Raw genomic sequence first — 24,873 nt, 5'->3', positions numbered from 1 at the left:
GATTACCTCCGCTTATTTTACTAATCTAGTGATACATTTTGTTCCTGTTTTTCTAAATCTTTTGCCATCCGTTTCTGATCTCTTTCAATAATTTTACGTAAATATTTACCTGTATGCGAACGCTCTTCTTCCATAACTTCTTCTGGCGTCCCAGTCACAATCACTTCTCCGCCACCTTCTCCACCTTCTGGACCTAAATCAATAATATAATCCGCTGTTTTAATGACATCTAAGTTATGTTCAATGACTAACACTGTATCGCCATTATCAACTAAGCGATTTAACACGTTTAAGAGACGTTTAATATCATCTGTATGCAGTCCAGTCGTCGGTTCATCTAAAATATAAAAAGATTTACCATTAGAACGACGATGCAATTCACTTGCTAATTTCACACGTTGTGCTTCACCACCGGATAACGTTGTTGCTGGTTGACCTAATTTAATATAACCGAGACCTACATCGGCAATTGTTTGTAATTTACGCTTAATCCGTGGAATATTTTCAAAAAATATTAGCGCCTCGTCAATCGTCATATTCAATATATCGGAAATGTTTTTTCCTTTGTATTTGACTTCAAGTGTTTCCCGGTTATAGCGCTTCCCTTGACAAACTTCACACGGAACATAAACATCCGGTAAGAAATGCATTTCTATTTTTATAATTCCGTCACCACGACATGCTTCACAACGCCCACCTTTAACGTTAAAGCTAAATCGTCCTTTCTTATATCCACGCACTTTCGCCTCATTTGTTTGTGCAAATACATCACGGATATCATCGAATACTCCCGTATATGTTGCTGGATTTGAACGTGGTGTCCGTCCGATAGGTGATTGGTCAATATCTATCACCTTTTCAATATGTTCAATACCTTTTACGTCTCGATGTTTACCAGGACGATGTTTTCCTTTATATAGTGCTTTCGCTAATGCTTTGTATAAAATATCATTTACTAACGTACTTTTCCCAGATCCAGATACACCTGTGACAACTGTAAACAAACCGATAGGAAATTTAACATGAATATTTTTTAAATTGTTTTCTTTCGCGCCAATGACTTCAATAAAACGTTTATCAGGTTGACGACGTTTTATCGGTAGAGGTATATACTTTTTGCCAGATAAATATTGACCAGTTAATGACTGATCATCAGCCATCACTTCCATAGGTGGACCACTTGCTACAATCTTACCACCATGTTCTCCAGCACCTGGACCGATATCAACTAACCAGTCAGCAGCTAACATTGTATCTTCATCATGTTCGACAACAATTAATGTATTATCTAAATCCCTCATATTCTTTAAAGTTCGTATTAATCGATCGTTATCACGTTGATGTAAGCCGATGGATGGTTCATCAAGCACATATAAAACACCCGTTAATGCTGAACCAATCTGGGTTGCTAAGCGTATTCGTTGTGCTTCACCACCAGATAAAGTACCTGCCGTACGTGATAAAGTTAAATATTCCAAACCGACATTATTTAAAAAATCAAGTCGATTGCATATTTCCCGTAATATTAATCGTGCGATTTGTTGCTCTTTTTCCGTTAACTGAAGTGATGTGAAAAATTTCTTCGCATCACGAATCGCATAATCTGTCACTTCACTAATATGCTTACCGGCTACTTTTACCGCTAAGGCTTCTTTTTTCAACCGATACCCTTTACATGTTGGGCACGCCTTTTGTGCCATGTATTTTTCTAAGTTTTCCCGCGTAAATTCTGATGAGGTCTCTTGATAACGGCGAGAAACATTATTAATGACACCTTCGAAATAAATCATTTTATCATGGACTTTACCAAAGTCATTTACATAGTAGAAATGGATTTTCTCGTCGCCACTTCCATATAAGATGATATTCATTTGTTCTTCTGGTAAATCTTTAACAGGTGTATCCATATCGATTTCATAATGATCACAGACACTTTTTAATAACTGTGGATAATATTTTGAACTAATCGGTTCCCAGGCTGCTATTGCATGTTCATTTAATGTTTTATTCCAATCAGGAATGACAAGGTCAACATCCACCTCTAATTTTGTTCCGAGACCATCACATGATGGGCAAGCACCGAATGGACTATTAAAGGAAAAGAGTCGCGGTTCTAATTCATCGATTGAAAAGCCACATTTAGGACAAGCGTGAAGCTCACTAAATACGATTTCTTCTTCGTCAATGATATCTACAATAACTCTCCCGTTACCTAGCTTCAAAGCTGTTTCTAAAGAGTCACTAAGACGAGCTTCGACACCTGGTTTCACTATAATACGATCGACAACGACTTCAATCGAATGCTTTTTATTTTTATCTAGTTTAATTTCTTCCGTAACTTCTCGCATCATATTATCTACACGTAAACGAACATACCCTTCTTGTTTTAACCTTTCAAGGAGACGAATATGCTCGCCTTTACGTCCCGAAACAACCGGACCGAGAATTTGTAATCTCGTTCGCTCTGGGTACTCCATTATTCGGTCGACCATTTGTTGAACCGTCTGTGAAGTAATTTCAATGCCATGTTTTGGACAAACCGGACGACCAATACGAGCAAAGAGCAGGCGTAAATAATCGTATATTTCTGTCACTGTTCCTACAGTTGAGCGGGGATTGCGGCTCGTTGTCTTCTGATCAATCGAAATAGCAGGTGATAAGCCCTCAATTAAATCGACATCTGGCTTATCCATCTGACCAAGAAATTGTCTTGCATAGGCTGATAACGATTCAACATAACGTCTTTGCCCTTCAGCATAAATCGTATCAAACGCAAGTGATGACTTTCCAGATCCAGATAAACCAGTCATCACGACTAATTTATTTTTTGGAATGTCTAAATCGATATTTTTTAAATTATTTGCGCGTGCTCCCTTTATTTTAATTGATTTACTTGGCATCAGCACAATCATCCTTCCACATTATAAATCTCATCATAGTTCTGATTTTAATTCGAAAAGTAAATCGCGTAGTTCAGCTGCTTTTTCAAAATCGAGTGCTTTGGCGGCTTCACGCATTTCTTTTTCCATATTTTGCAACACTTTTTCTTTATCACGTTTTGACATTTTGTGGAATTGTTTAGCTTTTGGTTCATATGTCTGTTCTTCATCTTCAACAACCATTGTCGCTCGAATAACATCACGGATTTCTTTCTCAATAGTCTTTGGTACAATTCCATGCTTCTTATTATATGCAGACTGTATTTCACGACGTCGCTTCGTTTCATCTATAGCAACTTGCATGGAATCTGTTATTTTATCAGCATACATAATGACTTGTCCATTCGCATTTCTCGCTGCGCGCCCCATCGTCTGGATGAGTGAACGCTCTGAACGAAGAAATCCTTCTTTGTCCGCATCTAATATAGCAACGAGCGATACTTCTGGAATATCTAAGCCTTCTCTTAATAAGTTAATGCCGATTAAGACATCGTATTTTCCAATACGTAAATCCCGAATAATTTCAATTCGTTCTAATGTTTTTATATCAGAATGTAAATAGGCAACTTTCATATCGATATCTTTTAAATAATCCGTTAAGTCTTCTGCCATCTTCTTCGTTAATGTTGTCACGAGGACGCGTTCATTTCTATCTATTCGTTTATTTATTTCACCAATTAAATCATCAATCTGTCCTTTAATTGGACGGACATCAACGATCGGATCTAATAAGCCAGTCGGCCGAATAATCTGTTCTGTTACATCTGGTGCATGCTCTAATTCATATGGTCCTGGTGTTGCCGATACGAAGATCATTTGATTCGCTTTTTTCTCAAATTCATCGAACTTCAATGGACGGTTATCTAAAGCTGATGGCAAGCGAAAACCGTGATCGACTAGCACTTGTTTACGTGCCTGGTCACCGTTATACATGCCGCGAATTTGTGGTAATGTCACATGAGACTCATCAATAACAATTAAATAATCATCAGGAAAATAATCTAATAATGTATACGGTGTTGAACCTGCTTCACGAAATGTGAGATGTCGGGAATAATTTTCAATCCCTGAACAAAATCCCATTTCTTCCATCATTTCAATATCATAGTTCGTACGTTGTTCTAAGCGCTGTGCTTCAAGAAGCTTTCCTTCAGAGCGTAATTCCTTTAACCGCTCTTCTAACTCTTTTTTAATATTTATAATCGCTTTCTTCATTTTCTCTTCACGCGTCACGAAATGGGAAGCTGGGAAAATAGCGACATGTTCACGGTCACCAATAATCTCCCCTGTTAGTGCATCTACTTCCCGAATACGATCGATTTCATCACCAAAAAATTCAACTCGGATACAATGTTCTTCTAATGAAGCAGGAATAATCTCAACAGAATCACCCCGTACACGAAATGTCCCACGCTGAAAATCAATGTCATTTCGCGTATATAAAATATCAACAAGTTCACGTAACAATTCGTCACGGTCTTTCTCCATGCCAACTCTTAAAGAAAGCACCTGGCTTTTATATTCTTCAGGGGAACCTAATCCATAAATACATGATACACTAGCAACGATAAGGACATCACGTCTTTCAAAAAGAGCAGATGTTGCCGAGTGTCTTAATTTATCTATTTCATCATTTATACTCGCGTCTTTCTCAATATACGTATCAGATGATGGAACATAAGCTTCTGGTTGATAATAATCATAATAACTAACGAAATACTCGACCGCATTATTTGGAAAAAACTCTTTAAATTCACTATATAATTGCCCTGCTAACGTTTTGTTATGAGCTATAACAAGCGTCGGGCGATTTATTTCCTTAACAACATTAGAAATCGTAAACGTCTTACCAGTTCCAGTAGCACCTAATAATGTCTGGTGTTTTTGACCGGCTAATACTTTTTCTACTAATTGTTTAATTGCCTCTGGTTGGTCACCTTGTGGTTTAAACGATGATACAAGTTCAAACTTTTTATTCACTTGTACCGCCTCCATTTTAAAGAATCATCATACATAAATCATTATAGCACACATACGAACGAGCATTCGACTAATTAACTAAGACAAGAAAAAATCTGCCCGTTAGGAACAGATTTTTTCATAGTCATCGTTTAATTGGATACGATTTCTTCAGGTACTTTTGCTCGAAAACTGTATGGATCATTTGGGAAGATAAAACCTAATTCATGATCGTCCCCCTCGTACATAGCTGCTTGAATAAAACGAACTTCTCCTTGATCATCTACAATATCTAATCGAAAGTGAGCCCCTTTCTCCTGTAAAGCATAATAAAATGCATCCACATGATTAATCGGTTTGCCATTTACTTTTGTTATCGTCTCACCTACTAACACATCTAAACGATCTGCAGGGGAGCCTGGGATAATACTTAAAATACGTAACCCCTGTGCTACATCATAAAAGTAAGGTGCTTTTGATTGATCTGTCACACGATGTCGATAATTGATAAATTCTTTACCAATTAAAGCAACAGCTACGACAAATAATATAAGTTGTGGTGTCCAAATAGTAGCAACCGCTATCGCTAAAACGATAATAGATAATAATAACATCTGATTTCCAAGTCTTCGCCCCACTAAATGTGGAAGATCACTGATTACTTTGTAATTAAAACCTATTATAAATGGGACAACGATAAGACTATATGATTGTTCAGAACCGATGGATAAGTAAGGCCAATATGAAGCAAAAGGCGTAATCGTTCCATTAGGCACGACCGCGATAAATGGGATAAGTGACATTTTCTTCACATGATGTGCCCCAACCCATGAACCACGCTGACTCTTCGTTAAAACTGGAAAAGTTTTATTACGCTTTGTTCTTCGTAACATCATGCCTTCTAACATTAAAAACAAAGCTAAAAGAAGCGCTAATCCAGAAAAATTAATCTCACCGAAAAAATTCACATCAATATATGATTGTTTTTTTAATAAAGGCGGTAAAAACACGAGAAGCAAAATCGTTAGTCCTATTGTATAACTGGCTGACAATAAATTTAAACGTGATGTCATGCTTAATAAGATCACGATAATACTCATTAATAACAATGTTTCTAAAGAAAAGACAATCCCGATTCCTATAGAAACTATGGAAAGAAAGATGCCAAACCCAATGGATAGAGCCCAAGTCTGTTTCCATTCCGAAAACAGATTAAATATTTTTGTACCAAAATCCATTCGTTCACCTTTTATCCGAAAATAACCAGTGAAAATAACAAGGATAAAAGCCCAATAAAACAATGGATTTAAAAACATTTTCCCTATTGCTTTTAATATTTCTACGAGCCATTGTTCAACCACTGTGAGTCACACCTTTCTATCAAGCAGCGATATTTTATTTGTAAAGCGTTTGTAGTGCTTTTTCCATTTGTCGATCGTCTTCACCACTGCGAATTTTTTCAATTAATGCTGTTTCTATTAAGCCGGCTGTTTCTTGATCAACTTTACCAGTTTGTTTGATGTTTTGTTCTTTCTGAAAGGCTTTTACAGCTTTTTCTGTCGTTTTATCAAAATAACCATCCATTCGTTCTAATTGATATCCAAGACCTTTTAACATTTTCTGGATATTCTCAATATCTTCTCCAGCATCGTTATATGTTAGTGTTTTTTCTACTTGGATAGGGTGAGTGAAATAGTAATCTGGTTGCTTCACTTCAATCGTAGGCTTTACACCTTTTTCATGAATCCAATTGCCTTTCGGTGACAACCATTTAAAAAATGTTAATTTCACCGTACTTCCATCACCTAACGGAACAGCTTGTTGGACTGTTCCTTTTCCAAAGCTACTTGTACCAACAACATCGTAACCCATTTCTTTTAAAGCAACAGCAAGAATCTCAGATGCTGAAGCACTTCCTTCATCAATTAACACTTGAATAGGATATGGTTTTTTCTCTGTTAAATCTGTGTGATACGTCTCTCGATTACCTTCTCTGTCTTCAATTTGAACATAAGGCATATCTTTTGGCACAAAGAATTGTAAAATATCTTCAACTGATTCTAATAAACCACCAGGGTTACCACGAACATCTATAATCAATCCATCCATACCTTGCTCTTCGAATTTGGTTAAATACTCATAAAATTCTTCCGCTGTCCGTTCTGAAAATGTCGTAATTTCAATGACTCCTGTTTTCTTTCCGTCAACTTCTTTTAAATCAGCATATACTGTTTCAATTGGAATCGTATCACGAATCATTTTAACTTCAATAATATCTTTGACCCCTGGTCGCATAATTTCTAAAACGACTTCTGAGCCTTTTTTGCCACGTATTTTTGCAACAGCTTCAGTTAAATCGTATCCTTCTAAGCTTTCACCATTCACACTGAGCACTTGATCATTTGGACGTAAGCCTGCTTTTTCAGCTGGGGAATTTTTTATCGGTGCGACAATCGTTATTTTCCCGTTTACTAAACTTACTTCAGCACCGATTCCTTCAAATGATGATTCTATTTGTTCATTGAATTGCTCCATCGCTTCAATGTCCATATAAGAACTGTAAGGGTCCTCAAGTGAGGATAGCATACCTTGGATGGCCCCTTCGATAAGTTCCTGATCGTCTACTTCTTCGACGAAATGTTTCTTAATTAATGCGTAAGCTTGATTAATTTTCTTCATTTTGTCATCAGACACTTGATATTTAGTCTGTAAATCATTATTTTCTTCTTGTACAGCCTGATTGTGCCCCTGTGATGACGTTAAATAAATACCACCTGCAAAACCGATCATAAGAGCAGCAACAATCCAAAAAACAGCAACTACTTTTCTCATCTTCATTCTCGACACTCACCTCTATATGTATTCATTGAACATAAACGTACAATAATTTAAAAAATGATTTATTAACCATTTTACCATTAAACGTATATAGATTCTAATATCAAATCAAAAAGACACCACATAAATTGTGGTGTCTTTTATACGCCTTATTCATTAAGGTAAATAATTCATCGGGTCAGTTGCATTTTCTTTGCTCCAAAAACCTTTGTGTATTTCAAAATGTAAATGTGGTCCCGTTGAATTTCCTGTATTTCCTGATTTACCGATAACTTGTCCTTGTGATACCTTTTGATTTGCCTTAACATCAATACTGCTTAAATGTGCATATAATGTGGTGTAAGTTTTTCCTTTAATATGATGTGTAATAAGTAGCACATTACCATACCCATTCATTTGACCATCATATTCTTTACTAATCATTGTTACGACACCTGGTGCCGAAGCCTTTACCGGTGTTCCTTCTGCCACACCATAATCTATACCACGGTGGTATGTACTACATCCATTACAACTTCTAGGACCGAAACCTGACGTAATTGGACCATTAACTGGATGGATAAAGCCTCCTGTTGCGATTGGTGGAGCTTGTCTAATTGGCTCTGATTTTGTTCCAGGTGAACTTGGTGTAGATGCTTTTTGTTTCAGTTGTTGCTTTCTTTTCTGTGCTTCCTCTTGTTCACGTTGAATCCGAGCTAATTCTTGTTCAGCAAATGCCTTTGCTTTTTGAGCTGCCGCTTTTTGCTTTCGGACGATTGCTTGCTCTTCTTCCAAACTCACTTTATACTCTTCTAGTTCTCCATGTTCTTTTTCAAGTTGGCGTTGCAATTTTTCTTTTTTAGCAAGTTGTTGATCAAGTTTATTTTTCAAACGATTTAACTGTTGTTTTTGCTTGTCCAATTTGACCTTACGCAATTCAACTTCTCTTTTATTTGCTTCGACTTGGTCTTTCTTCTCTTCAACTTCTATCTTTTTAGCTTCCATAGTGCGTTTATCAGCATCGAGTTCTTCCATGATTTCTTTATCTGAATCCATTATTGTATTAACAGCTGATGTTCGGCTAATAAAATCTCCGAAACTTTTTGCTCCTAGTAGTACTTCAAGATAACTCATTTTACCGCCACTCTCTTGAATAGAGCGTAGCCGGCTTTTCAATAATGCTTCACGTTCCCTAATGCTTTTCTGTAATTGTAATATTTCTTTATTCAATGTACGCATTTGCTTCTTTAAACCTTTACTTTCTTCGGTTAACGTGTTAATTTTTTCTGTTGTTTGCTTGATTTCATTTTCTTTTTTTTCAATCGATGTTTTCGTTTGTGCTAATTTATCATCAATGACTTCCATTTCGCTTTTATTAGTAGATTGTTTATTTAAATTTTCACCAATTTTCTTCTCAGTATTCGTCTTATCAGAGTTAAGTGAGTTGTTCTTCTTTTCTAACTCAGCTTCTTTACGATCTAAATCATTCAGTTTTCCCTTTACATCATTTATTGATTCAGCATGTAAGACATTTGTACTTAGGCTAGTAGACATGAACAAAAAAACAACGAGCATTAGTGATAATTTCTTCCGCAATTGTATTCCCCTCTCTCTTTTTCCATCTATATTTATATCTATGAATCTATTTATTAGACTTTTAGAAAGCGACGAACACTCATGATGCTTCCCCAAACACCAATCAAAGCTCCAATAAGGAGAATAACGAGTGATATTTGCCATGCGAACGGATAAAATGACAATAATTCAAAGAATGGTATTTGTACACTAATGACAAGTTTTTCAACAATATAGTAATATCCTGCCAATAAGACACCGATTGGTATAATGGAACCAATCATACCTAACAACATACCTTCGATAAAGAACGGCCAACGAATAAATCCGTTTGTCGCTCCTACGAGCTTCATAATGCCTATTTCTGTACTTCGAGCCATAATAGTCAGCTTGATTGTATTTGAAATGAGGAATATCGCTGTAAAAACAAGACCAACAATTAAAATAATCCCAACGATACGTGCATTTTTATTAAATTCAAACAGCTGACTAACGACTTCTTTTCCGTAGTTTACTTTATGTACGTGATCAAAGCCACGAATTTTTTCTGCAATGACCGCTGTATCTTGTGGTTCCTTTGCTTTAATAATATAGGCATGGTTTAAAGGGTTGTCTTGTTCAAATAATTCCCATGATTTCCCTTCTTTCCCCATTCCTTTTATCAAATTATCAAGTTCTTCATCTTTAGATGAAAAAACAACAGATTCAATTTGATTAATCTTTTTTATGTTATGACCAAGTGTTTTTATATCTTCATCACTCGCTGCAACATCAATTAACACTTTGACAATAACGTCTTCTTCAACTTTTTCTGCCATATGGTTTAAGTTGAGAATAATAACTAAAAATGCAGCAACGAGTAATAATGTAACTGTGACAGACCCAATCGATGCGACAGTCATCCAACCGTTACGAAAAATATTTTTAACACCTTCCCGGAGATGACGTTTAAATGTTCTAATTTTCATAGCCGTATTCACCTCGGGATTCATCTCTTACGATCATGCCACTTTCAATTGCAATGACACGTTTTTTCATTTTATTTACTATTTCTTTACTATGTGTTGCCATAATAATCGTCGTCCCTCGTTCATTGATGTCTTCAAACACGCTCATAATATCCCAAGATGTGTCTGGATCTAAATTCCCTGTGGGCTCGTCTGCAATAACAATATCTGGACGATTTACGATGGCACGTGCAATGGAAACACGCTGTTGCTCCCCGCCCGATAATTCATTTGGTAAAAAACGGGCTTTACTTTTTAAGTCAACTAATTCCAACACTTCCATGACTCGCTTACGAATATTTCTCGGTGATTCTTCAATAACTTCTAAAGCAAAGGCAATATTTTCATAGACTGTAAGTTTTGGTAATAATTTAAAATCCTGAAACACAACACCGATACGTCGGCGAAAGAAAGGCACTTCCCTTTCTTTTAATTCACTCGTGTTCACGCCATTGATTTCAACTAATCCGGTTGTCGGTTTCACTTCGCGATAAATTAATTTAATAAATGTCGATTTACCGGCACCGCTTGGGCCGACGATGTAAACAAATTCACCTTTTTCTATATGTATAGATACACCATTAAGTGCTGTTACACCATTTTGATATCTTTTAAACACGTTTTCCATTTTTATCATTATTGTTCACCTTTTATTTTTGTCATAGTCAATCTTTGTTGTCTTCAGTAACATATTTCTATCATTTCTATCAAAAATAAACATTTCCCCTATAGTATAACATCTTTTAACAAGATTTTTAGTCATTTTTTATTACATTTATATTTCATTCCCGCCACTTTTGTCATAATACATTAATACATGTCATATTGCTGTTAAATTATACATTTACTGTTAAATAATCCCTGTAATTTATTTCCAATAAAAACGAAGCTAAGACAAAACCGATCTTAAATGAGAAAAATTGCGGAATCAACATTGACATATTATTTCCGCAATTTTTTTGTTTCGGATAGTTATTATCCTCTGACTGGAAATTTAGAGAATGACAAATTAGTCTTTAGAAATCAAAAACTGACTATTATAAATGTCTCGTGTTGCTTCTTCCGAATGCTTGGTTCTAATATATTCTTTTCGCTGTTCCCATTTTTTATTATCTAGAAACGAGTAAAGTACTCTACTCCACATGATGACGCAGATACCTTTAAATCCATGTAGGGTGGAGCGCTCTAATCCGTACGGTTTCGCATAAATCTTCAAAACCATGCTGGGTGGAGCTCTCTAATCCGTATGGTTTCGCATAAATCTCCAAAACCATGCAGAGTGGAGAACTCTAATCCGTACGGTTTCGCATAAATCTCCAAAACCATGCTGGGTGGAGCGCTCTAATCCGTACGGTTTCGCATAAATCTTCAAAACCATGCTGGGTGGAGCGCTCTAATCCGTACGGTTTCGCATAAATCTTTAAATCTATGCAGAGTCGTTCGCTCTATTCTGCATGTTTTTCTTCCAAAAGGTCTAACGATAGCGAATATTACCCGATAATCGTTTATAGTATCTCTTAAACTACAGCTCGCTCTATTGATGATTCATGTACTATCATGATCATTAGGAGAAGGAGACTGGGACAGAAGGAAAAGGTGAACAAAAATAGTTTTTTATAAAAATAGAAAACGCATGAAATCAATGTTTTGATTTCATGCGTTTTTTCATCTTTCAGAGGTTTTGACCCAACCTCGTTTTATTTTTTACTATGTTTTATTATTTCTTTTCAGCTAACCAGTCAGCAAGTGTTTTTGCATCATCTTCAGAAACTTGCTTTTGTGGTTGCATGCTCCCTACACCATTTTGAATGATGTCAACAATTTCATCTGCACTGAATTTAGAACCAGCTTGATCTAATGCTGGACCAGCACCACCGGATAAATCTTGTCCATGACATGCTGCACAGTTTGCTTTATAAATATCTTCACCAGCTGATGCAGTTGTATCGCCACCTGCATCATTGTTTGCTGCACCATCGTCATTAGCATTATCGTCGCCACCGCCACAAGCACCTAATACAAGGACGGATCCTAATAATACTGCCATTAACCATTTTTTCATGATTAATCCCCCTAACTCATAATTGTTGATTTGTGTCACCCTATATTATAACCTAATTATAAAGTTTTTAAACCTTTTTTAATGTATTTTTCTTCTTTATCTACCAACATCTGCTAGCTAAACCCTTTATTTACTAAGTAGTTGGCCACTTTTTGTCAAAATCATGAACTTGTCATTTTATTAAAGTTAATCGACTTGCGAACGAAGGTAAGCATCGATAAATGGATCGATATTACCATCAATGACGCTTTGTCCATTTCCAATTTCAATATTTGTTCTGTGGTCTTTTACCATCGTATATGGATGGAAGATATATGAACGAATCTGGCTTCCCCAGCCAATTTCTTTCTGTTCTCCTCTTAAAGCAGCTAGTTCTTCTTGTTGTTTTTCAATTTCGAGCTGATATAGTTTTGATTTCAACATCTTCATTGCAGATTCTCGATTTTTTATTTGCGAACGTTCATTTTGACAAGTAACAATTGTGTTTGTTGGTATATGTGTGATTCTTACAGCAGAGTCTGTCGTGTTAACATGTTGTCCTCCTGCACCACTTGCGCGATACGTGTCAATTTTAATATCTTCTGCTTTCACTTCAATATCGACATCATCTGTTAGTTCTGGTGTCACATCACAAGAGACAAATGATGTGTGACGACGTCCAGATGAATCAAACGGTGAGATTCTTACTAACCGATGGACACCTTTTTCAGCTTTTAAATAACCGTAGGCATTGTGCCCCTTAATGAGCAAAGTTACACTTTTCACCCCAGCTTCTTCACCCGGTAAATAGTTTAAAACGTCTACTTTATATCCTTTGTCTTCAGCCCAACGCTGATACATTCTTAATAAAATACTTGCCCAATCTTGAGATTCTGTTCCACCAGCTCCAGGGTGAAGTTCTAAAATGGCGTTGTTTGCATCATATGGCTCGCTCAGTAAGAGGTGAAGTTCAAACCTATTCGCCTCTTTTATTAATTTTTTCATATTTGACTGTAGGTCAGCCATGAGTTCTAAATCACTTTCTTCTTTCACCAATTCATAAGTGACTTCCAGATCTTCTAACATTTCATTAATTTGAGCAAAATCCTCTAGTAAATGTTTTAATCCATTTGCCTCGTTAATGACAGTTTGGGCTTTCTTTTGATCATCCCAAAATTGCGGGGCAGCCATTTGTTGTTCTAATTCTTTAATACGTGCTTGTTTCTTTTCTAAGTCAAAGAGACCCCCTAAATTGTATAATGCGCTTCTTCATGTGTTCAATTTCATTTTTTATTTCTGTAAATTCCATCTGTTCTCACCTCTAAATTAATGTTAACACTTTTATTGTAAAATGATGAAATTGCCACGTCAACGGTCAAAAGACGTTAACGGGCAATTTCTCTTATTTTTTCATTATTATTTACCGTGACAGTTCTTATATTTCTTACCGCTACCACAAGGACAAGGGTCATTTCTGCCTACACGGTTTTTTCGCACAATAGGACGACGCTTTTTCTCCTCTTTTTGTCCACCAGAGACAGCTTTTGTATTTTTAACGACTGCTTGACGCTGTAAATTATCACGTACTTGTGCTTTCATCATATACTTAGCAACTTCATCTTCAATGCTAGCAATCATTTCTTCAAACATATTAAAACCTTCTATTTGATATTCGTGAAGCGGATCGTCTTGACCGTACGCACGTAAATGAATACCTTGCCGTAGCTGATCCATTTGGTCAATATGTGCCATCCATTTTGTATCAACCGTACGTAATAATATAACTTTTTCAAATTCACGCATCTGTTCTGGTGTCATTTCTTCTTCTTTAGCATCATATTTTTCTTTCACTTTGGCAAAAATAGTTTCTGTTATTTCTTCTGGCTCTTTACCTAATATATCTTTTTCATCAATATCTTCAGGAGATAGAAGGTTTGCATGAGCGTGTTCAATAATAGCTTTTAAATTCCAGTTTTCTTCATCATCATCTTGTGTATGCAAGTGAACAACACGTTCTAGTGACGATTGAATCATATTTTCAATAATATGACGGATTTCATCTTTTTCTGCATCAATGACTTCAAAGCGCTGTTTATAAATAATCTCCCTTTGCTCGCGTAAAACATCGTCATACGCAAGGATTGTTTTACGTGCATCAAAGTTATTTCCTTCTACGCGTTTCTGTGCAGATTCAACAGCACGTGACACCATTTTACTTTCAATTGGTTGAGAATCATCCATACCGAGACGATCCATCATATTTTTCAAGTTATCAGATCCAAAGCGACGCATTAATTCGTCTTCCATTGACAGATAGAACTGCGACATGCCTGGATCTCCCTGTCGGCCTGAACGTCCACGCAGCTGGTTGTCTATGCGGCGTGATTCATGCCGTTCTGTACCAATAACAGCCAGTCCGCCAAGCTCACGTACGCCTTCACCAAGTTTAATATCTGTTCCCCTTCCTGCCATGTTCGTGGCAATGGTGACAGCCCCTTTTTGACCTGCTTGTTCGATAATTTCTGCTTCACGGAAATGGTTTTTCGCGTTCAATACATTATGCTTAATGCGCTCTTTCTTTAATAAATCAGAAATGTGTTCAGATGTTTCAACGGCAACTGTCCCAACAAGAACAGGTTGACCTTTCTCGTGGCGCTCTTTTATTTCCTCTATTACTGCACGAAATTTGCCGTCCATTGTTTTATAAATCATATCTGGTTTATCTTCACGAATGACTGGTTTATTCGTTGGAATGACGATCACTTCCATATTATAAATATTACGAAATTCTTCTTCCTCAGTTTTGGCTGTTCCCGTCATTCCTGCCAGTTTGTTATACATTCTAAAGTAGTTCTGGAAGGTGATAGATGCAAGTGTCATACTTTCATTTTGTATTGGAAGGCCTTCTTTTGCTTCAATCGCTTGATGGAGACCATCACTATAACGACGCCCTTCCATATAACGTCCTGTAAATTGGTCAATAATGACGACTTGACCATCTTTAACAATATAGTCTGTATCACGATGCATCGCCATATGTGCTTTTAACGCTTGATTAATGTGGTGTGTTAATGAGACATGCTCTAAGTCAAATAAGTTATCCACAGAGAAGTAGCGTTCTGCCTTATTGATTCCTTCCTCTGTTAAGAGAACGCCTTTTGTTTTTTCATCATATGTGTAATCTTTATCACGTGTAAGTGTATTAACAAAAGCATTTGCTTGAATGTATAATGTTGTTGACTTCTCAGCTGTACCAGAGATAATGAGTGGGGTTCTAGCTTCATCAATTAAGATGGAGTCCACCTCATCAATAATCGCAAAATTCAATGGGCGTTGCACCATCTGTTCCTTATACAACACCATATTGTCACGTAAGTAATCGAAGCCAAATTCATTGTTCGTCCCATATGTGATATCAGCTTGATACGCTTCACGTTTTTCTTCTTTTGATAAGCCTGCTGTATTAAGTCCTACAGTTAAGCCAAGAAACTCAAATAATTGTCCCATCTCTGTAGCGTCACGGTCCGCTAAATAATCATTTACCGTAATTACGTGTACACCTTTTCCTGATAAGGCATTTAAATACGCTGGTAATGTTGCTGCAAGGGTTTTTCCTTCCCCTGTTTTCATTTCAGCTATATTTCCCTCATGCATGGCGATAGCACCCATTAACTGTACTTTAAAAGGGCGCATGTTAAGGACTCGTTTTGAACCTTCGCGAACGACAGCATATGCTTCTACTAAAAGATCGTCTAATGTTTCTCCATTGGCATAACGCTCTTTAAACTGTTCTGTTTTTTCTTTTAGTTGCTCGTCTGATAATCGTTCATACTCTGGTTCAAGTGCTTCTATTTCTTGGGCGATTTTATCTAATTTTTTTAGTTTTCTTTGATTTTCGCCAAATATCTTCTTTAAAAATCCAACCATTTTAAACGCTCCTCTATTTTAAAAATAAACGACTTCATCATCATGATTAGTTTATATTCACAGTAATTTATATTAATCCATATTTAATCATAACACTTTCAAAGGGGCAATGACAACTTCATATATTTTCGGCGCAAATATCATCATAAATTTATAGAAATATAAAAAGAGTAGCCTTGAGGGGTGCTACTCTTTTTCGGAGAAAGTTGGGGAATTTAAGAGGAAATTTGTGGATAACAAATCGTGGACTGAACAGAACGCTTGGATTTAATATTTTGTTGATTGATGATGAATAAGTGAGAGATTAATAAGTTGTTGATTTGTAGAGGCAATCATTGTTACTAATTGACTGATGATTTTTTCATGTTGGTTTATTTGGATGGTCATTTCGGTCATTTTTTCCTTTATTTGATCTTCCATATCGATTCCCTCCTCCTTTTTTCTTACATTTATTTATAGCATGGAAGTCGTGTGATGACTAATCAGTATATTTAAATTTTATATTGTTATTCGACAAAAAATGCATTGTCTTCTTCTCGTTTGGCGCGTATTTTTATTTTAAAAGACATTTTTCCTTAAATCTTTACTTCCAAACTTAATTTCTTCACTTTTCCTCGACATTATGTGACAAGTCTTTAGACAGTATATATCCATTACATTACAGGGCCGCTTTAAAGTTTATATTAAAAAAGCCTCCTACGTTATGTAGGAAGCCCTTTTTCTCATGCATCTCATTTCATTTAACGATGTGGTTCAATTAAGCCATAACGTCCGTCTTTTCTACGATATACAACGTTTGTATCGCCTGATTCTGCATTTGTAAAGACGAAGAAATTATGACCGAGCATGTCCATTTGCAGAATAGCTTCTTCAGAGTCCATCGGTTTTAAGTTAAAACGTTTTGTTCGAACAATTTCAATTTCATCTGATTCTTCTTCTTGCTCACGCTTTTCTCTTTCAAGTTCCGCAAAAATATATTTTGGAGACCCTTCTTGACGGAACTTACGATTAACTTTTGTTTTGTGTTTGCGAATTTGTCTTTCTAATTTATCAACAACCAAGTCGATTGCAGCATATAAATCAGCGTGTTCTTCTTCAGCACGTAAAAGTAAGTTAGTCATAGGAATCGTAACTTCAATTGTTTGTGCATCATTGTAGACACTTAGATTTACGTGAACATCAGAGGTTGGAGGTGTGTCGAAATATCTTTCTAATTTATTAATTTTTTTCTCAACATAATCACGAATTGCTGCTGTTACCTCAATGTTTTCACCACGAATAGTGTAATTCATGAAAGTGTCCCCCTTTACTTTAATGTACATTCTATTATACATTGTTTATCCATAAAAATCTTGCGTAAACCTTTTTTATTCATAAAACTGTTACATTTCATAGTTTGCTATTTTTTTTGATCCATAAACATACCATCATTCGTTTGAACAGAGCGATATGGATTAACATATGAATGTGTTGATTTACGCTGTCGCTTCGTTTGCTTCATATCTTGTTTTAATTCTGTAAAGAGGGCATACATTTCTTGCTCAATTAATTTATTAAGCGAAATAATCTTCTGACCTATCTTTAACTCGTCTTGACTATATGGTGGCGAAAGCTTTCGTAGTACTTGTTCACGTTCTTCAATAAAATGCGTCAGTTGCTCAATCACATCGTGTCTTTCGATGTGCTGGCGTTTCTGCAGTAGATGAAGCATGTCCAGCGTCAGCTCGTAAACAACTTGAACAGCTTGCATTACTTTATTCCCTCAAGTGGAGAAGTCTGTCTTGTTTTTTGTAACACTTGTTTCCATGTTTCTCGAAATTCAATAACATATTCTAATACTTCCTCTAAATATGCTTTGTTGTTTTCGATATTTGCTTTTGTTAACCGATGATGCATATAATCATACAAAGGCATTATCTGTTTCGATAGGTCAACTTGTGGATCTAGAGTAATCATTAATTCTTGAATAATACGTTGTGCCTTCTGGATGTTTTTATTTTTATTTTCATAGTCTTTTACTTCAATGTCCTTTATGGCTCGTTTAATAAATTTAACACAGCCATTGTACAGCATTAATGTCAATTCACCACCAGAAGCTGTCTTAATTGCATTATTTTGATATGTTTGATATGCATTATTTGGCATCATAATATCGTTCTCCTCATATTATTGTCCACTAAATTGCGATAATAAATACATGGATTGCTGATTCGCTCTTTGAATGGCTTTCTCCATAGCGGTAAATTGTGCCCAATAGCGGTTCTCTATTGATATAAGTTTCTTCTCAAAGGCATCAATTCGACTGTTTAAGTCTTTCATATTTTTCCCAATCGTATAACCTTCTAATGTAGAGTAACTTTTTCCAGCTCGTTCTTCAATTCGCTTCATCGTATCCTTTATCGAATCTTCTAAACGGTTAATGACACCACGACTTGACCCTTCTACATTATTTGAGAACAACTTTTGCACACTTTCTGGGTCCTCTTTCAAAGCTTCTTTTAATTTTTCTTCATTAATTTCTAATTTACCACCATCGAGATAGCTTTGTGTTGTTGTAATACCGATCTCGGTCAATGATGTAAATTTGCCATCTGTTTCTACCTTACCGTACCAGCTTCGTCTCATAGAATATAAACTGTTTGTAATAATCGTTTCACCACGAAGAAGTCCACTTTTGGCTTTTTCTTCCCAAAGTTCAATTTGCTTTTCTGTCATTTCTTCTTTTTGAGCGTCTGTTAAAGGTGGGTAGTTACGATAACGTTTTTCTCGTTGTGTTTCATTCAATTGGTCGACAAGTTGATTGTATTGATCAACAAATTCTTTTATTTGCTCAAAAGCTTGATCAACATCATGAGATACCGTTAAAATAACTGGTTCGTCTAATCGTGTCGTTTGTTTAAAATCAAAAGTAACACCGTTTAAAGTATAATGGTTTGTTTTCGACTCTAATTGTAGGTGATCATTATAAGTAAATTTCGCATTTGTTCCGCCTTTTTCTTCTTCCATATCTAGATGGAGAACATTTGTGAAAAAGGCGTTCGTATTCTCATCAAATACGATTTCCTTTCCTGTTTCATTATATTTTCCTGTGCGGGTTGTTTCCATTACGACTCGTTGTGACTGTTCATCGTAAAACATACGGACATGATTATCATCATCTGATATACGTTTTAATACATCTTTTAATGTATCGCCTTGATTTATCGTAAAAGAATGTTGTACAAGCTTTCCTTCTTCGGGATCAAATGTTTTAAAGAAAAATTCTTTTCCTACATATTGCTCATCAACAATCTCATCCTCCAGCGCTATATCCATTTTTTGTGTGCTTATATTCATTGCTGATGTTGCAAGCTGTGTAACTGCGATTTTATACGTTCCATTTGAGGCATTTGTCGTTGCACTAGCAGATACAGCGTTTGCATTTGATGAAGAAACGGTTTTACTTTGGTATGTTTTACTCAGCTTCATATCAAAAATCATATCATCTAATTCTTTTAGTGCTAAGTTAATATCGCGAAAGGCATCGCGCTTCCACGTAAGTTTTGTCCGTTCTTGGTGCATTTTATCGAGTGGGATTCGTTCAGCCGACATTAACTTATCAATAATCTCATCGACATTCATTCCTGAAGCAAGTCCACCAATACGCATGTTGATCACTCCTTATATTTTCTTATCAATGAGAAGTCCCATAAAATCAGCCATAGCTGCATACATATCGAGCAATTTCTTAGGTGGTATTTCTCTAATGACTTCATCTGTCAATAGGTTAACAACTTCTACATAATACTCATTTAAGTCTTCATGGTACTGAAATTTTAAATTCGTCTGCAACGGTTCAATAAATGTATTTAAGTTTTGAACAGCTTGTTTAACATCATCATTGTGGATTTGTTCTGTCTGTTGTTGATTTGTATTCATAAAATTTTTTCCTGTGAAAACACGATTTTCAGAAGGTTGCGATTGTGCTGCATGACGACTCGTAAAATATTCTGACACACTTTCTATCCGCATACTTACGCATCTCCCATACATCTTTTATTTTTATATCGGATAGATAGAGATAATTGTTTAGTGTTTGTCTTTATCTGACTACTTTTTATCGTTCTGTTGTAACAATTCAAGTACATCAATGGAAATCATTGCAGCTTGATTGTTTTCCTTTTGAATATCTTCGTAAAGTTCTTTTCGATAAATATCAACTTCAGATGGGGCATTAACGCCTAATTTAATTTGGTCACCATCTATCGATAATATTTTTATTTCTATTTCTTCACCAATTAAAATGGATTCGTTCTTTTTTCTAGTTAAAACAAGCATTTTTATTCCCCCTTGACTTTTTGTAATGTTGTGATAGGGGCTTTAATTGGATAATCTGTTTCATTTAAAATGTATTGCTTCCCATATTGTTTTTTTATATTTAAAATCAGCGGTGCTTTTAAGTTAATTGTACTTTTAGAAAAGGGAGTAGCTAGAGTAACAATTGTTAATACATTAACATCTGATTCTGTTTCAATTTGAAGTTTCTCAATAATAGATGGGCTTAAGTCAAAAGCATACGTTTTATAAAAATGGTATGGACTCGTTACTATAAAAGCAACATCTTTCGTATGAATAGATTGTAAAATATTAAAAAACGGGTTTTCTGGTAGCTCTAACAAAACAAATTTTGTTTCATTTGGAAAGCCTGGAAGACCATCTAAGAAATGAATCACTTGCTCTTCTTTAATAGACAATTCCCCTAAGTATTTTGTCTGAATGTACATTTTCTTTCACCTTTCATTCTTTATATAACTTCTGAAAATAAGTGACTAACTGAAAATTCGATTGATGCATAGCGCTTCATCGCTACTTCTATTTGACCAGGTATATAATCGTGTTCTGGCTGTTTTGTTTCCACATGTATTTGTGGCTTATTCTCTTTACTTGAAATATGTAAGTGAGCTGGCTCATAATTTATTTTTACAGAGAACACAGAAGGTATAAAAGTGATTTGTGGTTGCTTGTATGTACCACCACTGTTCATTATCGCTTGTTCAGCAATTGGAGAGCCTTTATGTTCGATTTTCATTAATTGCTGTCCTTGTTCAGCACGTCTTGCAATCGCTTCTAATATGCTGCTTTTTCCCTCTTCAGCAGCCATTTCTGTCATTCGTAATGGAGACAATAAATTCATATCTTCCCATGCTTCTGTTTGATCAATGGTTAATTTTCCAGGTGTTGTTTCTATTTTTAAATCTGCCTTCGGTTGTTCGATTGTCATATCTGCTTTTGGTTGGCTAATCGATTGATTCGCATGTATTTGATTGATTTCTATTTGAGCTGTTTCTGTTTTAATTTGAATTTGTGGTAATTTCACACTCATCACCTATTTCAATGTTAAAAGCCCTGCCCTTTCTTAGAAGGACAGAGCTATATATTTATTATCTTAAGAAGTCTAGCAATGTCGGCTGGATCGTTCGAGAACCCGCTGCTAAGGAAGCGCGTAAAATACTTTCCTGCGTAATCAGTTGAGTGATCACTTCTTCATATTCGACATCTTCGTTATCTGACATCATCTTCTTAGCAACGATTTCCTGATGATTTAACCGATCATGAATAAGTTCTAAACGATTCATACGTGCACCTAAATCTGCGCGTGCATTTACGACTTGATCTGTAAATGCTTGAATATCACCGATGCTTGCATTAATTTGATCTAAATCACTATTTTCTAAACCAGCTATAAAACGGTCAATGGCTGAAAATAAATCATCTGTTTCTGTTTTAAATAAATGATCTGGTTTCGTATTAACAGCTAGCTTTGTCCCGTGGGCAACCTCGATGATGACTGAATCATTATTTTCGCTATTAAATGTACCGTCTTTGTTAACTGGTGGCTGATCTGTTTGTCTACCATTAAAAATATGCTTTCCACCTACTGACGTATTTGCTATATCGATGACATGTTCTTTTAACTGTTTTACTTCACTCATCATATTTAATCGGTCCTCTTCGTTATAAGAACCTGTACTACCTTGAACAGCTAAATCATAGATGCGGTGTAAAGCCTTCGTCATTTTATCTAATGCTTCATCTGTATTTTCAAGCCAATTTTCTGCTTCACTCGCATTACTTTTATATTGCTCAATCTTACTAACTTCTGCTCGGTAACTCATTCCCTTCATAGCCACAACGGGATTATCTGAAGGACGACTTACCTTTTTTCCTGTATGGAGTTGCTCTAAATATTGATCGAATTTACTATAATTACTTGATAGATTACGTAACATTTGATTTGAAAGCATACTTTGTGTTACACGCATTGATTTCACTACCTTCCTACTATTCCCATACCATTGATGATGCGATCAATCAATTCATCAATAACAGTCATATTTCTAGCTGCTGCGTTATAGGCATGTTGGAATTTAATTAGATTTGCAATTTCTTCATCAAGAGAAACAGAGCTAACAGATAAACGTTGGTTTTCAATTTGTGTTAAAGAAATATGAGTGTTAGCTGACATTGCGTTTGCCTTTTCCGCTTTTACACCCATCTGGCCAATGATTGCTCTATAAAAGCCATTGATTGATCTGTTCTGACCAAGTTCTGAATCAATTGGCTGATCAAGGATTTCCGCTAATTTTAAGGCGTTGCTTCCATCTCCTACTAAATTTGCTTCTGATGCAGCTGCAATGAAATCAGGATGATTTAAAATATCGTCACTAACAGCAATATTTCCTGCATCTGTGCCTACAAAGAAAGCTTGTCCCGGTTGACCAGAGAGATCAAATCCATTTGAATGTACAGCATTAAACTGTTCTATGAACACGTGAGCTAAAGTGTTCATATCATCTAACATTTCCGGATATAAGCCTTTTAACTCTCCGTTTTCCATATAACCATAGGCGTGTATGAGTGCATTCAATGAGCCGTTATTGTTTGAATATGGAAACAGAACATCTCCTGCCATCACAGTTGATGGCTCACCTTTAGAATATGTCAAATGTTCTACTTTCATCGCACCTTCTGTCCCATCAACTAACTTCACAGGCGGATCAAATGGTTTTCCATGATCATCAACTATTTCTATCGTTACGATTCCGTCAGCAATATCCTTACTGCTTGAGGCGCTTTTACGATAACTAACGTCTATATTAACGATTTCTGACAATTCATCTATTAATCGATCACGTTCATCATATAAGTCATTCGCTAAATAACCATGCGGTTCAATTTCTTGAATCTGTAAGTTTATATTATGAATCCGATCAATTAAAGAATTTGCCTTTTGAACAGTGACATCCATTTGATAATCTAAGTCACTTCGAATCGATTGTAACGTATTTGATATATAATTAAACGTGTCTGCAACAGCTTCTCCGCGTCTAGCAACGACAGAGCGAGCACCTTCGTTTTCAGGATTATTCGCAAGTACTTGTAAGGCATCCCAAAACTGGTTCATTGTATGAGCTAAACCATTTTCAGAAGGTTCATTCATTAACAATTCCATTCGACCTAGAGCATCTGATGTTGTTTGCCAATAACTTGATTTACTATTTTCAGAGCGGTATTGATCATCTAAATATTGAACACGAATTCTCTCTACCGATCCAGCTTGTACGCCTGTTCCGATTTGTCCAGGAATTTGTGGTTGATTCCTACCTGGAACTGGATATGGTGTTGTTGTTTCAAAGTTTACCCGTTGTCTAGAATAACCTTTCGTATTAGCATTAGAAATATTATGCCCCGTCGTATAAATAGCAGATTGCTGGGTAAATAAAGCTCGTTTTGCCATTTCTAACCCATGAAAAGTACTCATAAATTACACACTCCTTATGCTTTTGAATCAAATACCGACCGTTTTAGTAGTGGTGATGTGTCGTTTTGCCCATAATTGATTTGCTCCATTGATGGATTCATCATATTAAGCGAAAGGTGAACAAATTGTAGTGACTGCACTAATAATTGTTGATTTAATTCTTCCTGTTTTTTTAATTCTGTTAGCAAATCACGTAATTGAGTTGATAATCGCTCTAATTCTGACTTAATAGAATCATCGGCGGCTAACTTTTCTAACATCACTGTGATTGTCCGTTTAGTTCCAGAGGATTCATTAGAATCAAACCATGCTTCGACTGCTTGGTAACGTTTACTTTCTGCCTTGTCAATTTGTTGGATAAGTTTTCTTTCTGTAACTAGTAATTCTTCTAAAGGTTCTAACTGATAGTCCTTAATTACCTCTGTTTTCTGCTTTGAAACTTGTAGGAGGTGCGTATACAACTTAATCAATGTTCGTAATGTAACGATAATGGTATGACTTACCATTATAAATCATCCCTTTCAGAGAAGCCGACTTATTTTCCCGTCCAAAAATCAATCATTTTCTTAGCAGTTTGGCGATAATCGATTTCATATTCCCCTGATTCAATCGCTCGTTTAATTTTCTCGATCTTAGCTTCACGGTGATAAAGCGCTTTATTTTTACTCTGTAGCTTTTGAGCCTCTTGTGAGATTTCTAACTGATCTTCTCGGTTCATTGGCTTTTTTTGTTGATGTTGTTTATTTAATAAATCTTTATATGGATTGAATTTTGTTTGATTCGTTCCATGAATTTTCATACTTACAC

General features: G+C 35.8%; 23 protein-coding genes and 1 pseudogene. All 24 read right to left on the bottom strand.

Features of this window, described 5'->3' with window-relative positions; translation table 11 throughout:
- Positions 1–20: 20 nt before the first annotated feature.
- The 24 genes and pseudogenes from uvrA to flgM all read right to left on the bottom strand — a co-directional run bounded on the left by uvrA (position 21) and on the right by flgM (position 24,865).
- Complete coding sequence (uvrA, locus tag HNQ35_RS01960) at positions 21–2,900, bottom strand: excinuclease ABC subunit UvrA (RefSeq protein ID WP_146934403.1); 2,880 nt, start codon at positions 2,898–2,900, stop codon at positions 21–23.
- 33 nt (positions 2,901–2,933) lie between these two features.
- A complete protein-coding gene (uvrB, locus tag HNQ35_RS01955) occupies positions 2,934–4,919 on the bottom strand; it encodes an excinuclease ABC subunit UvrB (RefSeq protein WP_146934406.1) in 1,986 nt (661 codons plus the stop codon).
- A gap of 131 nt (positions 4,920–5,050) precedes the next feature.
- Complete coding sequence (locus HNQ35_RS01950; RefSeq protein WP_146934409.1) at positions 5,051–6,259, bottom strand: PDZ domain-containing protein; 1,209 nt, start codon at positions 6,257–6,259, stop codon at positions 5,051–5,053.
- Between the two features lie 34 nt (positions 6,260–6,293).
- Complete coding sequence (locus tag HNQ35_RS01945) at positions 6,294–7,736, bottom strand: S41 family peptidase (protein WP_146934412.1); 1,443 nt, start codon at positions 7,734–7,736, stop codon at positions 6,294–6,296.
- A 156-nt stretch (positions 7,737–7,892) separates the two neighbouring features.
- On the bottom strand, positions 7,893–9,311 hold the full coding sequence (locus HNQ35_RS01940; protein WP_246118005.1) for a murein hydrolase activator EnvC family protein: 1,419 nt from the start codon (positions 9,309–9,311) through the stop codon (positions 7,893–7,895).
- 53 nt (positions 9,312–9,364) lie between these two features.
- Positions 9,365–10,258: a permease-like cell division protein FtsX gene (ftsX, locus tag HNQ35_RS01935; RefSeq protein ID WP_146934415.1), complete on the bottom strand. Its 894-nt coding sequence runs from the start codon at positions 10,256–10,258 to the stop codon at positions 9,365–9,367.
- Complete coding sequence (gene ftsE, locus HNQ35_RS01930) at positions 10,248–10,934, bottom strand: cell division ATP-binding protein FtsE (RefSeq protein WP_146934419.1); 687 nt, start codon at positions 10,932–10,934, stop codon at positions 10,248–10,250. Before ftsE ends, ftsX begins: the two co-directional genes overlap by 11 nt.
- Before the next feature lie 199 nt (positions 10,935–11,133).
- Positions 11,134–11,408 (bottom strand): annotated as a pseudogene (locus HNQ35_RS14560) (hypothetical protein); the annotation flags it as partial.
- Positions 11,409–12,014: 606 nt separating this feature from the next.
- A complete protein-coding gene (gene cccB / locus HNQ35_RS01925) occupies positions 12,015–12,359 on the bottom strand; it encodes a cytochrome c551 (protein WP_146934433.1) in 345 nt (114 codons plus the stop codon).
- Between the two features lie 186 nt (positions 12,360–12,545).
- Positions 12,546–13,647 (bottom strand): peptide chain release factor 2 gene (gene prfB, locus HNQ35_RS01920; protein ID WP_146934436.1). Its coding sequence is split into 2 segments (ribosomal slippage): positions 12,546–13,574 and positions 13,576–13,647, totalling 1,101 coding nucleotides; the frame shifts between segments, so codons are not numbered across the junction.
- 107 nt (positions 13,648–13,754) lie between these two features.
- The gene (gene secA / locus HNQ35_RS01915; RefSeq protein ID WP_146934439.1) at positions 13,755–16,265 is read right to left on the bottom strand and encodes a preprotein translocase subunit SecA; all 2,511 of its coding nucleotides are present in this window, start codon (positions 16,263–16,265) and stop codon (positions 13,755–13,757) included.
- Between the two features lie 267 nt (positions 16,266–16,532).
- Entirely contained in the window at positions 16,533–16,685 is a 153-nt protein-coding gene (locus HNQ35_RS01910; protein WP_170226537.1) for a hypothetical protein, read from the bottom strand.
- Positions 16,686–17,005: 320 nt separating this feature from the next.
- The gene (hpf, locus tag HNQ35_RS01905; RefSeq protein ID WP_146934442.1) at positions 17,006–17,557 is read right to left on the bottom strand and encodes a ribosome hibernation-promoting factor, HPF/YfiA family; all 552 of its coding nucleotides are present in this window, start codon (positions 17,555–17,557) and stop codon (positions 17,006–17,008) included.
- 107 nt (positions 17,558–17,664) lie between these two features.
- Positions 17,665–18,015 carry a flagellar protein FliT gene (gene fliT, locus HNQ35_RS01900; RefSeq protein ID WP_146934445.1) on the bottom strand — a complete coding sequence of 117 codons (351 nt, stop codon included), beginning with the start codon at positions 18,013–18,015 and terminating at the stop codon, positions 17,665–17,667.
- The gene (gene fliS, locus HNQ35_RS01895) at positions 18,015–18,413 is read right to left on the bottom strand and encodes a flagellar export chaperone FliS (protein ID WP_146934448.1); all 399 of its coding nucleotides are present in this window, start codon (positions 18,411–18,413) and stop codon (positions 18,015–18,017) included. Before fliS ends, fliT begins: the two co-directional genes overlap by 1 nt.
- 18 nt (positions 18,414–18,431) lie before the next feature.
- Positions 18,432–19,913, bottom strand: coding sequence for a flagellar hook-associated protein 2 (locus HNQ35_RS01890; RefSeq protein WP_146934451.1), 1,482 nt, complete (start codon positions 19,911–19,913; stop codon positions 18,432–18,434).
- Between the two features lie 12 nt (positions 19,914–19,925).
- Entirely contained in the window at positions 19,926–20,276 is a 351-nt protein-coding gene (gene flaG / locus HNQ35_RS01885; RefSeq protein WP_146934454.1) for a flagellar protein FlaG, read from the bottom strand.
- 78 nt (positions 20,277–20,354) lie between these two features.
- Positions 20,355–20,582, bottom strand: a complete 228-nt coding sequence (csrA, locus tag HNQ35_RS01880; RefSeq protein WP_146934459.1) for a carbon storage regulator CsrA — start codon at positions 20,580–20,582, stop codon at positions 20,355–20,357.
- Between the two features lie 2 nt (positions 20,583–20,584).
- The gene (fliW, locus tag HNQ35_RS01875; RefSeq protein WP_146934464.1) at positions 20,585–21,028 is read right to left on the bottom strand and encodes a flagellar assembly protein FliW; all 444 of its coding nucleotides are present in this window, start codon (positions 21,026–21,028) and stop codon (positions 20,585–20,587) included.
- A gap of 20 nt (positions 21,029–21,048) precedes the next feature.
- Entirely contained in the window at positions 21,049–21,621 is a 573-nt protein-coding gene (locus HNQ35_RS01870) for a DUF6470 family protein (RefSeq protein ID WP_146934467.1), read from the bottom strand.
- A 64-nt stretch (positions 21,622–21,685) separates the two neighbouring features.
- Positions 21,686–22,567 carry a flagellar hook-associated protein FlgL gene (gene flgL / locus HNQ35_RS01865; RefSeq protein ID WP_146934470.1) on the bottom strand — a complete coding sequence of 294 codons (882 nt, stop codon included), beginning with the start codon at positions 22,565–22,567 and terminating at the stop codon, positions 21,686–21,688.
- An 8-nt stretch (positions 22,568–22,575) separates the two neighbouring features.
- Complete coding sequence (gene flgK, locus HNQ35_RS01860) at positions 22,576–24,066, bottom strand: flagellar hook-associated protein FlgK (RefSeq protein WP_146934474.1); 1,491 nt, start codon at positions 24,064–24,066, stop codon at positions 22,576–22,578.
- Positions 24,067–24,080: 14 nt separating this feature from the next.
- Entirely contained in the window at positions 24,081–24,572 is a 492-nt protein-coding gene (locus HNQ35_RS01855; RefSeq protein WP_146934477.1) for a flagellar protein FlgN, read from the bottom strand.
- 29 nt (positions 24,573–24,601) lie between these two features.
- A complete protein-coding gene (gene flgM / locus HNQ35_RS01850; protein ID WP_146934480.1) occupies positions 24,602–24,865 on the bottom strand; it encodes a flagellar biosynthesis anti-sigma factor FlgM in 264 nt (87 codons plus the stop codon).
- Positions 24,866–24,873: the final 8 nt, after the last annotated feature.

This window comes from Cerasibacillus quisquiliarum (assembly GCF_014202495.1).
In the GTDB taxonomy this organism is placed as follows: Bacteria; Bacillota; Bacilli; order Bacillales; family Amphibacillaceae; genus Cerasibacillus; species Cerasibacillus quisquiliarum.
This window is presented reverse-complemented; position numbering and strand designations above follow the sequence as displayed.